The sequence below is a fragment of the Kitasatospora sp. Ki12 genome, from assembly GCF_054601375.1.
Genome location: NZ_BAAIHT010000005.1, coordinates 92,109 through 104,182, shown reverse-complemented (window position 1 = coordinate 104,182; position 12,074 = coordinate 92,109). Strand labels below are relative to the sequence as shown.

Genomic DNA, 12,074 nt, shown 5'->3' with positions numbered 1-12,074 from the left:
GGTCCTACGTCGCGGCCGCTGCCGTGGCGGTGTGCCAGGCGGTGACGAGGCCGGCGGCCTTGGCCTCGAAGTCGGGGTCCCGCCAGGTGCCCGGGAGGCCTATCAGCACCGGCAGGGTGCGCACGCCGTGGACCCGGTGCGTGATCCGTACGACGTCCGGGGCGTTGGCGCGCTCGTTCTTCTTCACCACCTCGGCGTTCGTGACGTCCGTCCAGGCGACCCGCTTGCGGCCGCCCCACAGGGGGGTCCACCACAGTTCGTGCCCGTCGAAGCTCACGCTGGTGCGCAGGGCGAGCAGGTGGGCGGTGCCGATGACGGCCAGCAGGGGGACGAACAGGATCCCGACCAGGGCGGTCCGTTCGTTCAGCGGCCGGCTGAGGACGAGGTGCAGGAGGTAGGCCGAGCCCGCCAGGAAGAGCGGTCCGCTGATCCACTGGCGCCGCTGCTGCGCGGTGGTGAGACGGTGGGTCGTGTGTTTCACCCGCGGATTCTGGCAGTACGGGTGGACCTGAGGAAGCGTCATTCCGGCGGCCGGCGAACGCCCCGTCACCCCGCCCCGTCACCCCGCCCGTCACCGCTCCGCGTGCATGCGGGCGTTCAGGGCGTCCGGGGGGATCAGGGGGGCCGGGTAGTCGAGGGGTCCGTCGTGGGTCCAGGGCTGGTGGACGGTGCGGCCGGGAAGGTGGGCGAGTTCGGGGAGCCAGCGGCGGACGTAGGCGCCGTCGGGGTCGTAGCGCTCGGCCTGGCGCAGGGGGTTGAGGACGCGGTTGGGGCGGGTGTCGTTGCCGGTGCCGGCGATCCACTGCCAGTTGAGCTGGTTGTTCGCGAGGTCGCCGTCGACCAGGAGGTGGAGGAAGTGGGCGGCGCCGGGGCGCCAGTCGTGGCGCAGCGTCTTGGTGAGGAAGGAGGCGGTGATGAGGCGGGCGCGGTTGTGCATCCAGCCTTCGTGGGCGAGCTGTCGCATGCCGGCGTCGACGACGGGGTAGCCGGTGCGGCCTTCGCGCCAGGCCCGTAGTTCCTGTTCGTCGTGGTGCCAGCGGGTGCCGCGGGGGCGGTAGTCGGCGTGGGCGGCGTCGGGGCGGGCGGCGAGGACCTGGTGGTGGAAGTCGCGCCAGGCGAGCTGGCGGACCAGGGCGTCGGCGCCGGGTCCGCCGTGGGCGGCGGCGTGGTGGGCGAGTTCGCGGGCGGAGAGGCAGCCGAAGTGCAGGTAGGGCGAGAGGCGGGAGGTGGCGTCGGCGGCGAGGTCGTCGTGGAGGTGGTCGTAGTGGTCCGGGTCCCAGGCGCGCAGTCGTCGGCGGGCGGCGGCTTCGCCGCCGGGCGGCAGGTCCGGGGAGGTGCCGGCGGGGGCTTGCGGCAGGGGGTCGCCGGCCGGGCCGTCGGGGGTGGCGAGGGTGCGGGGGGCGGGCAGGACGGGGCGGTGCGGGGTTCGCTGCCAGGCGCGCAGGTAGGGGGTGAAGACGGCGTAGTGGTCGCGGCCGGCGGGGGTGAGGGCGCCGGCGGGAACGACGGTGAGTCCGTCGTGCAGGTGCAGCCGCTCGCCCAGGGCCCGGCGCAGGGCGGTTTCGCGGCGGGTGGCGAAGGCGGAGACCCCGGCGGCGGTGTGGACGGTGGTGGCGTCGCATTCGGCGGCGAGGCGGGCGGTCTGTTCGGCGGGGTCGCCGTGGCGCAGGACCAGGCGGGAGCCGGCGGCGCGCAGGGCCCGGTCGAGGTCGGCGAGGCTGTCGGCGAGGAAGGCCCGCCGGTTGGGCGGGGCGAAGCCGGCCCGATCGACGGCGGGGTCGAGGACGAACAGCGGGACGACCTGGTCGGCGCGGGTGCGGGCGGCGTGCAGGGCGGGGTTGTCGTGCAGGCGCAGGTCCTGGGTGAACAGGACGACGGCGGTGCTCATCGGGGGCCTCGTACGGTGCGCGGGGGTGGCGGTCTCAGTGGTCAACGGGTCTGCGGCTCTACAGGTGCTTCGCGGGGTGATTCGGGGGGGGCTTCGCGGGATGATTCGCGGGGTGATTCGTGGCCGGTCGCGGAACGGATTGCCGCCCGGGAGTGAGAGACCGGTCACCCCCGGCTGCGGGGGCCGTCCGTGGCGATCTAGGGTGCAGGCATGATCCCCACACCGATATCCGACCCGATCTCCGACCCCCGCGAGGCGCTGCGGATGCTGATGGAGGGCAACGCGCGGTTCGTCGCGAGCAACCCCGAGCACCCCAACCAGGACGCGGGGCGCCGTGCCGCGCTCGCACCGGCGCAGCGGCCCTTCGCGGTGCTGTTCGGCTGTTCGGATTCCCGGCTGGCCGCCGAGATCATCTTCGACCAGGGCCTGGGTGACCTGTTCGTGGTACGCACCGCCGGGCACGTGACCGGCGCGGAGGCGCTGGGCAGCATCGAGTACGGGTGAGCGTGCTGGAGTGCCCGCTGGTGGTGGTGCTGGGGCACGACTCGTGCGGTGCGGTGGCGGCGGCGCTGGACTCCCTGGAGCAGGGTCAGCTGCCGGGCGGTTTCGTGCGGGACGTGGTGGAGCGGGTGACCCCGAGCGTGCTGTCGGCGAAGGCGGCGGGCATCGAGGACCGGGACGCGATCGTGGACGTGCACATCCGCCAGACCGTGGACCTGCTGGTGGAGCGTTCCCAGGCGCTGGCGTCGAAGGTCGCGGAGGGCAAGGTGGCCGTGGTGGGCCTGTCCTACCGGCTGCTGGACGGCCAGGCCCGTCAGGTCGCCGCGCACGGGCCGGTGGACGGCGCGGCCTGACACACCCGGCGGGCCCGCCGGGACGGGCGGGACGGGCGGGGCAACTGGATGTCCGATCACCGCCAGCGCCCCCGTCCGGGCGGGGGCAGAGTCGGTGACCGACAGCGGTTCCCTCTCCCAAGGACGACGATTCCCGTGCACAAGGTCATCGACCTGAAGGTCCTGTACTTCGGCACCCCGGTGGTGCTGATCGGCTCGCGCAACGAGGACGGCAGCGCCAATCTCGCGCCGATGTCCTCGGCGTGGTGGCTGGGGCAGTCCTGCGTGCTGGGTCTGGGCAACACCAGCCAGACCGCCGACAACCTGCGGCGCGAGGGCGAGTGCGTGCTGAACCTGCCGTCCTCGGCGCAGGTGGACGCCGTGGACGCCCTCGCGCTGCTGACCGCCCGTCCGGACATCTCGGAGCTGAGGCGGGAGCAGGGCTACCGCCACGAGCGGCGCAAGTTCGAGGCGGCCGGGCTGACGGAGCTGGCGGGCGAGCTGGTGCGGGCGCCGCGGGCGGCGGAGTGCCCGGTGCAGCTGGAGTGCCGGGTGGAGGCGGCGACGCCGCTGGCGGGCAACGACCGGTGCACCGCGTTCGAGGTGAAGGTCGTGCGGGCGCACGTCGAGGAGGGTCTGCTCGTGCCCGGCAGCGACCACTACGTGGACCCGGTGGGCTGGGACCCGCTGATCATGAAGTTCTGCGAGTTCTTCGGGGACGGCCGGCGGCTGTCCCCCTCCCGCCTGGCCGAGGGCTGGCGGATGCCGGGGCGCCTGCCGGCGGGCGCCTCGGCCGGGTGACGGCGGCCCGCCGGCCCGCTCAGGAGGCTCCTCAGGGGACTTCTCAGGGGACTTCTCAGGGGGCGATGGTCTCCCCGCAGGAGTCGCACACCCGCGTGGCGGGCAGCTGCAGGAAGCAGTTCGGACAGATCGCCGGCGGGCGGGCCTCGGCGACGGCGGCGGCCTTGCGCTCCACCGAGGCCCGCAGGCGCGGGGCGAGGGCGGGGGTGCCGCCGTCGGCGGGCAGGTCGGCGCCGAAGTGGCGGTAGCAGGCCAGGCGGGCGGCGGCCGCGTGCTGTTCGCGGTCCATCTCCTCGGTCAGCGGGGGCTGTCCGGCCACCGCCAGTACCTCCTGGTAGCCGGGGCCGACCTTGCCGTCGACGGCGTGCACCACCAGGGCCGTCAGCGGCGGGTCGCCGCGCCGGTGGGCTTCGAGGATCACCAGGGAGAGCACCTTGCCGATCCAGTGCCGCTGGTTGATCCGGGTGCGTACCCCGGAGGCCTCCTGGACCGCTTCGGCCAGGTCCGCGTAGGTGATCACGCCGTGGTAGCGGCCTGCCACCTCCACCAGGGCCGGGTAGGCCGCCCTGGTCCACACGATGTGCGCCTGGGTGGCACTGACCGCCGAATCATCCGACACCCGCCAGTAGCCGCGCTGCTGCTCCGTCATCGACCGCCCCTGTCCGCCTCGTCCGTGCCCGTCCGCAGGCCCGCGCCGTGAGCGAGGCTACCCCGCGCCGGGGCGGCGGGGACGCGCGGGGGCGGGCCGCGGCGGGGACCGCGGCGGGCCCCGGGCTTGACTTCAAGTGCTGTTGAAGTTGTCGAATGGCACCCGACCGCAGCCGTACGGGCAATCCCGCGGTCGATGCCCCGCCCGTACGGAACCGTACCCGGGGCCGGGGCCGCCTGCTTCCCGATCGTGCCGCAGGCGGCCCCGGCCCCCGGGTCCACCCGCTCGCCCCGGCGGTCCCGGAACACGGTGCGAGAGCGCGACGCGGCGACCACCCGGAGCACGACTCGGCGACCACCGGCCCGGACGCCATGATCATCCGCCTATTCACCGCTTCGGGCGATTTCCAGCGATCCATGTATCCGGCGCCGATTATGATCCGTTTCCCGTGACGAAGAGTCAGAACACCCGAACGGCCGGGAACACGGCCGATGTTGTCATCCTCGGCGCAGGACCTGCCGGTCTCCTGCTCGCGAACCTGCTCCACCGCGAGGGGATCGACTGCGCCGTCCTGGAACGCGCCACCCCCGTACACATCCGCACCCGGGCCCGGGCGGGCTTCCTCGCCGCGAACACCGTCCGGATCCTCGACCGGCACGGCCTGTCCGGGAACCTGCACCGCGACGGCCGGCTCCACGGCAGCTGCGAATTCCGCACCGACGACGGGCACTTCCGCCTGGACTACGCCGGCCTCGGCCTGCGCGAGCAGCACACCGTCTATCCGCAGCAGGACCTGGTCGGCGACCTGCTGGACCAGTACCTGGACGCCGGCGGGCGCGTCCACTTCGAGACCGAGGCCCTGGCCGTGCACGGCATCGACGGGCCGCGGCCCACGGTCACCGTCCGCACCCCGGACGGCGGCGGCACGCGAAGCGGCGGCGGCGACACGAACGGCACCGCCGAGTGGGCGGCCCGCTACGTGGCCGGCTGCGACGGCCGCTACGGCGCGTCCCGGCGCTCCCTGCCGCCGACGGCCCGTCACCACCGCCGCGACCACGGCGTCTCCTGGCTCGGCCTGATCGCCGAGGCCCCGCCGAGCCTGGACGCCGTGGGCTACGCGCTGCACGGACGCGGTTTCGCCGGGCACATGGCCCGCACCCCGCAGGTCACCCGCTACTACCTGCAGTGCGAGCGCGGCACCCGGGCCGGCGAGCTGCCCGAGGAGCGGATATGGGACGAACTCGACACCCGGATGCGCGCTCCCGAGCACGGCCCGCTGCACCGCGGCCGCATCCTCCAGCGCGCCGTCGTCGACCTGGAATCCGATGTCGTCGAACCGCTGCGCCACGGCTCCCTGCTGCTGGCCGGCGACGCCGCCGGCCTGATCAGCCCCGCCGCCGCCAAGGGCGCCAACCTCGCCGTCCTGGAGGCCGAACTGCTCGCCCGCGCCCTGGTCGACGACCTCGCCCACGGCGACGGCCGGGCGCTGGAGCGCTACTCCGCCGAGGCCCTGGAGCGCGTCTGGCGGGCCCAGGAGTTCTCCCACTGGATGGTCCAGCTGCTGCACGCGCGGCCCGGACCGTCCGATGACGAATCGTTCTTCCACGAATCCATCCGCCGCGCCCGCATCGCCTCACTGCGCACCTCGCGCTCCCACCAGGACTGGTTCGCCGAGAACTACGTCGGCATCTGACCACCGGGCCGGTCCGCCCCCCAAGCACCGCAGCGCCGCACGCCCGGCGCCACACCGAGGACACCCTCATGACGACGACCACACCCACGACCGCCCAGGACGACGCGACCAGCCTGCGCCGCACGGCCGCGTTCGTCCGGGAACACGACACCGCCTCCCTGCTCCCCCTGCTGCTGCCCGGCCTGGCCGGCCCGGAGCTGCGGGCACTGGCCCGGCACTGCCGCTTCGCGCACGCCGCCCTCCTGGTCTTCCCGCCCGACCTGCCGACCCTGCACGCCCAACTCGCCGACTGCGGACTGGCCTTCGACGCGCCGCCGGTGCCCAGCGTCGTCGTCCGGGAGCGGCTGGCCCGGCGCCACGGGTACGACCCGGCCGGGCTCGACATCCGGATCCTGCGCCCGACCGCGCTCGGCCCCGGCCGTGAGCACCGGGAGGTCGAGGTGTTCGCGCTGACCGTCCCGCCGGGCTCCCCGCTCGCCCCCGTCGCCGCCCACGAACGGCCCACCGGCACGAGGCGCACCTCGCCTTCGAGGTCGACTCCGCGGACCCGCTGGTGCTGCGCGGCCTGTGCGCGCTCCTGGCCCGGCACGGCGCCCGCGCCGACGGCGGCGGGTACAACCCGCACGAGGACGGCACCGTCCTCTACTTCACCGTGCCCGCCGCCTCCGGGGCCGCCTACCGCCGGCTGGAGCTGCACACCCACGGCGACCACCCCGACATCCTCGCCGCGCACCTCGGCGGCCACCCCGGCCACCGCTCCGCGAACGACCGGCCCGCGACCGCGACCGCGACCGCCGAGACCCTCCTGCACCTGTTCACCGGCGCGTGGACGACCCAGGCACTGGCGGTCTGCGCCCGCCTGGCCCTGCCCGACGCCCTGGCCCCGGACACCCCCACCACCGGCGAGGCCCTGGCCGAGCGGGTCGGCGCCGACCCGGAGACCCTCACCGCGCTGCTGCGCTACCTGGCCATGCTGGACGTGGTGACGGAACACCCGGACGGCTTCCGCCTCACCGGGCTCGGCGCGCTGCTGCGCGCCGACACCCCGGGGTCGATGCGGTCGCTGGCGCTGATGTACGGCGGCCCGTTCTACGAGTCCTTCGCGGGCCTGGAGCACACCGCCCGCACCGGGCGGCCCGCCTTCGACCACCTCTTCGGCGAGAACCACTTCGACCACTTCGCCCGTGACCCCGAACTCGCCGGGCTGTTCGACCAGTCCATGGCCGCGAGCTCCCCCATGTTCGAACCGCTGCCCGCCCACCCCGTCCTGGCGGCCGCCGCGGCCCGCACCACCGCCCCCGAGAGCGCCCCCACCCCCGCCACCGTCGTCGACGTCGCCGGCGGCAACGGCGAACTGCTCGGCCGCGTCCTGGCCGCCCACCCGGGCCTGCACGGGATCCTGCTGGAGCGCCCGCACGTCGTCGACGCCGCCCGCCGCCGCCTGGACGAGGCCGGCTGCGGCACCCGCTGCGACTACCGGGCGGGCGACTTCGCGGACGTCCCGGCGGGCGCGGACGTCTACCTGCTGTCCCGGGTGCTGCACGACTGGGACGACGCGCGCTGCCGCGAGATCCTGCGCCACTGCGCCCGCGCGATGCCCGCCCACGCCGACCTGCTCATCGTCGAGCGCCTGCTGCCCGACGACGGGTCGCTCTCCCTGGCCACCGCCTGGGACCTCCACATGCGCTGCAACACCGGCGGCCGCGAGCGCCGCGCCGACCACTACGGCCGGCTGCTCGCCGACGCCGGGCTCGAACTCCTGGGCCACTCCCCCCTCCCGCTGGGCGCCGCCGTCCTGCACGCCCGCAGGGCCGCCCTCCCGGCCCCGGCCCGTCCGCCCCGCGGCACCCCCGCCCTCGCGGCGGCCTCCAGCGGCTGAGCGGGCACGCGCTCAGGCGCTCCGCTCGGCCAGGGTGTGGGCGACCAGGGCGTTGGCGTGGCCGTGGCCGAGCCCGTGCTCGGCCTTCAGCCAGGCGACCAGCTCCATGTGCTTGACCAGCGGGGAGGTGCGGATCAGGTCCTTCCACTCCTCCACGGGGCGGCCGTACTTCTTCTCGATCGACGGGAAGTACGAGGCCGGACCGCCCTTCGGGGCGGCGGTCTTCACGGCGGCGGTCTTCACGGAGTCGGTGCTCATCGGTCCGGTTCCTCTCGGTCGGGCACAGCGGAAGCGGTGCGCTCACGGGATAGGACCATGATCACACCGCCGACTCATCGCTCGAACAGAGTGATCCACATCACGCCGCCGTCACGCCGCTGCCGCCGCGGCCGGCGCCGCCTGCGCCCGGCGGGCGGGGTCGGGTCGGCGTTCCACGCGGCGACGGGGTTGCCGAGCCAGCGGGTGGCCCCGGGCACGTTCTCGCCGCGCATGACGAGGGAGGCGGGCCCGACGGTGGTGTTCGCGCCGAGGGAGGAGTTGAGCAGGACGACGGAGTGCGGGCCGGTGGTGGAGCCGGCGCCGAGGTGGACGGGGCCCAGCCGCATGACGCGGTCGTGGAAGAGGTGGGTCTGCAGGACGGTGCCGCGGTTGACGCTGGCCCCGGCCTCGACGGTGACCAGGTCGCTCTCCGGCAGCCAGTGGGTCTCGCACCACACGCCGCGCCCGATGCGGGCGCCGAGGCTGCGCAGCCACGCGTGAGGTACGGGGTGCCGGTGATGGTGGAGCCGCCGAAGGGCATGGCGAGTTCCTCGACGAAGGTGTCGTAGAGCTCGTTGCGCCACACGAAGGGGGACCAGAGCGGGTGCTCGGCGACGCGGAAGCGTCCGACCAGCAGCCACTTGGCGGCGGTGGTGACGGCGCAGGCGGTGACGGCGGCCAGGGTCAGGACGAGTCCGGCGGTGGCGCAGGCCGCGCCCAGCCCGTAGTCGTCGCGTACGACTGCAGGGCGGCCAGGACGAGGTCGCCGAGGAGGGCGGCGAGGATGACGGGCAGCAGCCGGCAGACCTCGACGCCGGCGCGGGCCACACAGGCGCCGGGGCGGGTCGTAGGTGCGGCCCTCGCCGCCGGTGCCGGCGGCGCGGGGCAGGGCGAAGGCGGGGCGGCCGAGCCAGGAGGAGCCTTCGGGGCGTGGGCGGGGGTGTCGGACAGGACGCCGACGAGGGAGTTGTCGGGCAGGTGGCGGCCGGGGCCGACGATGCCGGAGTTGCCGACGAAGGAGCGGCGTCCGACGTGGGCGGGGCCCAGGCGCAGCCAGCCGCCGCGCAGCTCGTAGGGGGCGACGAGGGTGTCGTCGGCGAGGAAGGCGCCGTCGTCGACGCGCATCAGGCCGGGCAGGGCGAGGACGGTGGAGGCTTCGACGCGGCGTCCGATGCGGGCGCCGAGCAGGCGCAGCCACACGGGGGTGAAGAGGCTGGCGTAGAAGGGGAAGAGGGTGTGCGCCGGGCGGTGTCGCCGAGGCGGCTGACGGCCCAGGCGCAGAAGGCGACGCGGCCGCCGGCGGGGTGGAAGCCGGGGCGCAGCGGGCGGGAGAGCAGGCGGACGAGGAGCGCTATGAGGGCGGCGTGGCAGAGCAGGGTGAGGGCGGCGAGGGGGACGGTGGCGGGCAGGAGCTGGAGGAGGGCGTCGGCCAGGGTGCGGTCGGTGTCGATCATCGGGTAGACGATGGCGAGGGCGGGGAGGGCGGAGATGATCGGGACGAGGCCGAGGAGGGCGAAGGCGGCGCCGTAGGCGAGGTTCCAGGCGCGTGAGGAGGATGCGGCGGCGGCGGGCCAGTCGGCGAGGGGTTCGGTGCTGGGGCGGGCCGGGGAGCCGTGCCAGTGTTCGCCGGGCGGGACGGTGCCGGTGACGCAGGTGCCGGGGGCGATCTCGGCGCGGGCGCCGATGCGGGCGCCGGGCATGAGGGTGGCGCGGTGGCCGACGCGGGCGCCTTCGCCGACGTCGATGTGGCCGAGGTGGAGGGTGTCGCCGTCGAGCCACCAGCCGGCGAGGTCAGCTTCGGGTTCGAGGGAGCTGTGGGCGCCGAGGCGGGCGAGGCCGGTGACGGGGGGCAGGGTGTGCAGGCGGACGCCGGGGCCGACGCGGCAGCCCAGGGCCCGGGCGTAGCGCACGGCCCGGGGGTGCCTGAGGGCGGCGGTGCCAGCATGGCGGTAGCGTTCGGCGGCCCACAGCCGCAGGTGGACGTGGCCGCCGCGGGGGTGGCTGCCGGGGCGGACGCGGGCGGTGAGGAGGCGGGCTCCGGTGGCGGCGAGCAGGGTGCGGCCGGGGGCGCTGTGGAGGAGGAGGAGGCCGGCGGCGACGGGCCACCAGGAGCTGTGCGGGGCCCAGGCGAGGTGGTTGCCGGTGAGGTTGTCGAGGGCGGTGAGGGCGAGGATCCAGCGCAGCCCGGCGAGGGAGAACATGCCGAGGAGCAGGAGGGTCTGCCACAGGGCGGCGGTGCGGGGGGTGCGGCGGACGGTGCGGTCGGCGGGGGCCGGGGCGGGGGCGCTCCCGGGTGTCCCGGCGAGGGAGTCGAGGTAGTCGGCCAGGTCGCTCAGGACGGGGTGGGCGTACAGGTCGGCGACGGAGACGCCGCTGTGGCGGGTGCGCAGTTCGGAGACGAGGCGGGCGGCGGTGAGGCTGGAGCCGCCGAGGGCGAAGAAGTCGTCGCCGGGGCCGGGGGCGATGCCGAGCAGGCGTTCCCAGTGTCCGGCGAGCCGTCCGGCGGTGCCGTGGAGGGTTTCGGCGCCGGCGGCGGTGCCGGTGGTGGGCAGGGGCCAGGGCAGGGCGTTGCGGTCGACCTTGCCGGAGGTGCGGGTGGGCAGGGAGTCGACGAGGGCGAGGACGGGGACCAGCGAGGCGGGCAGGCGCTCCAGCAGGTGCTGTCGGGCGGCGGTGAGGTCGGGGGTGGTGCCGGGCCGGGCGACGAGGTAGCCGACGAGCAGGTCGGCGCCGGCGGGGGTCTTGCGGACGGCGGCGGCCGCGGCGCGGACGTGGGGCAGGGCCTGGAGGGCGGCGTCGATCTCGCCGAGTTCGATGCGGCGGCCGCCGAGTTTGATCTGGTCGTCGGCGCGGCCGAGGAAGACGAGGCCTTCGGGGTCGTTGCGCACCAGGTCGCCGCTGCGGTAGACGCGGGGTGAGGCGAGGGCGGGGTGGGCGCTGAACTTCTCGGCGTCCTTGGCGGGGTCGAGGTAGCGGGCGGTGCCGACGCCGGTGATGAGCAGTTCGCCGCTCTCGTACCAGGGGACGGGGTGGCCGGCCTGGTCGACGACGGCGATCTCCCAGCCGGCCAGGGGGGCGCCGATGCGTACGGGCTGTCCGGGGAGCATGCGGGCGGCGGTGGCGACGACGGTGGTCTCGGTGGGGCCGTAGGTGTTCCAGAACTCGCGGCCGGGGGTGGCGATGCGGTCGACGAGTTCGGCGGGGCAGGCTTCGCCGCCGACGATGATCAGGCGTACGGCGTCCAGGCATTCCTGGGGCCACAGGGCGAGCAGGGTGGGGACGGTGGAGATGGCGGTGATGCGGCGGTCCACGAGCCAGGGGCCGAGGTCGGTGCCGGCTTTGACGAGGGAGCGGGGGGCGGGGACGAGGCAGGCGCCGTGGCGCCAGGCCAGCCACATCTCCTCGCAGGAGGCGTCGAAGGCCACCGAGAGGCCGGCCAGGACGCGGTCGCCGGGGCCGAGGGGGGCGTGGGGCAGGAAGAGGCGGGCCTCGGCGTCGACGAAGGCGGCGGCGCTGCGGTGGGTGACGGCGACGCCCTTGGGGCGGCCGGTGGTGCCGGAGGTGAAGATGATCCAGGCGTCGTCGGCCGGGGTGGGCCAGGCGGGGCGGCCCGAGGGCCGGGCGGCGGGTCCGGCGTACAGGTGGAGTCCGGCGCCGATGACGGCGCAGACGGCGGCGTCCTGCCAGATCATCTCGGCGCGTTCGTCGGGGTCGTCGGCGTCGACGGGCACGTAGGCGGCGCCGCAGCGCAGGACGGCGAGGATCGCGATGTAGAGGTCGGCGGTGCCGGAGGGGATGCGCACGCCGACCCGGTCGCCGGTGCCGATGCCGTGGGCGGCGAGCCGGCCGGCGAGGGTGTCGGCCTCGTGGAGCAGGGCGCGGTAGTCCAGGACGGTGTCGCCGGTGTCGAGCGCGGGTGCCTGGGGGTGGGCGTCGGCGGTGGCGGCGATGACGTCGAGCAGGCTGCGGGGGTGGGCGGGCTGGGCCACCGGCCAGCCGACCGCGGGGCCCGGGTGGGGGCGGTGCAGCGTGCCTGGGCCGGCCTGGTCGTGGCGTGCGTCCATGGGGGGTTG

General features: G+C 75.4%; 7 protein-coding genes and 2 pseudogenes. 4 read left to right on the top strand and 5 right to left on the bottom strand.

Features of this window, described 5'->3' with window-relative positions; translation table 11 throughout:
- Positions 1-4 precede the first annotated feature (4 nt).
- Both ACYP53_RS41730 and ACYP53_RS41725 read right to left on the bottom strand, forming a co-directional pair.
- Positions 5-481 carry a hypothetical protein gene (locus tag ACYP53_RS41730; protein ID WP_459651300.1) on the bottom strand — a complete coding sequence of 159 codons (477 nt, stop codon included), beginning with the start codon at positions 479-481 and terminating at the stop codon, positions 5-7.
- A 90-nt stretch (positions 482-571) separates the two neighbouring features.
- The gene (locus ACYP53_RS41725) at positions 572-1,888 is read right to left on the bottom strand and encodes a cryptochrome/photolyase family protein (RefSeq protein ID WP_459651299.1); all 1,317 of its coding nucleotides are present in this window, start codon (positions 1,886-1,888) and stop codon (positions 572-574) included.
- A 210-nt stretch (positions 1,889-2,098) separates the two neighbouring features.
- Between ACYP53_RS41725 and ACYP53_RS41720 the strand changes: the two are divergent.
- Positions 2,099-2,742 (top strand): annotated as a pseudogene (locus tag ACYP53_RS41720) (carbonic anhydrase).
- A gap of 135 nt (positions 2,743-2,877) precedes the next feature.
- Positions 2,878-3,522, top strand: coding sequence for a flavin reductase family protein (locus ACYP53_RS41715; RefSeq protein ID WP_189924254.1), 645 nt, complete (start codon positions 2,878-2,880; stop codon positions 3,520-3,522).
- Positions 3,523-3,577: 55 nt separating this feature from the next.
- Here the strand turns inward: ACYP53_RS41715 and ACYP53_RS41710 are convergent, their stop codons facing one another.
- Positions 3,578-4,171: a hypothetical protein gene (locus tag ACYP53_RS41710; RefSeq protein ID WP_459651298.1), complete on the bottom strand. Its 594-nt coding sequence runs from the start codon at positions 4,169-4,171 to the stop codon at positions 3,578-3,580.
- A 448-nt stretch (positions 4,172-4,619) separates the two neighbouring features.
- On the opposite strand from ACYP53_RS41710, the gene ACYP53_RS41705 reads away from it, so the two are divergent.
- Together ACYP53_RS41705 and ACYP53_RS41700 are read left to right on the top strand one after the other, a co-directional pair.
- Positions 4,620-5,864: a 4-hydroxybenzoate 3-monooxygenase gene (locus ACYP53_RS41705; protein WP_459651297.1), complete on the top strand. Its 1,245-nt coding sequence runs from the start codon at positions 4,620-4,622 to the stop codon at positions 5,862-5,864.
- Positions 5,865-6,417: 553 nt separating this feature from the next.
- On the top strand, positions 6,418-7,743 hold the full coding sequence (locus ACYP53_RS41700) for a methyltransferase (protein WP_459651296.1): 1,326 nt from the start codon (positions 6,418-6,420) through the stop codon (positions 7,741-7,743).
- Between the two features lie 12 nt (positions 7,744-7,755).
- Here ACYP53_RS41700 and ACYP53_RS41695 read toward each other — a convergent pair whose 3' ends face one another.
- Both ACYP53_RS41695 and ACYP53_RS41690 read right to left on the bottom strand, forming a co-directional pair.
- Positions 7,756-8,001, bottom strand: coding sequence for a DUF4287 domain-containing protein (locus ACYP53_RS41695; protein ID WP_459651295.1), 246 nt, complete (start codon positions 7,999-8,001; stop codon positions 7,756-7,758).
- Positions 8,002-8,075: 74 nt separating this feature from the next.
- Positions 8,076-12,065 (bottom strand): annotated as a pseudogene (locus tag ACYP53_RS41690) (Pls/PosA family non-ribosomal peptide synthetase).
- Positions 12,066-12,074: the final 9 nt, after the last annotated feature.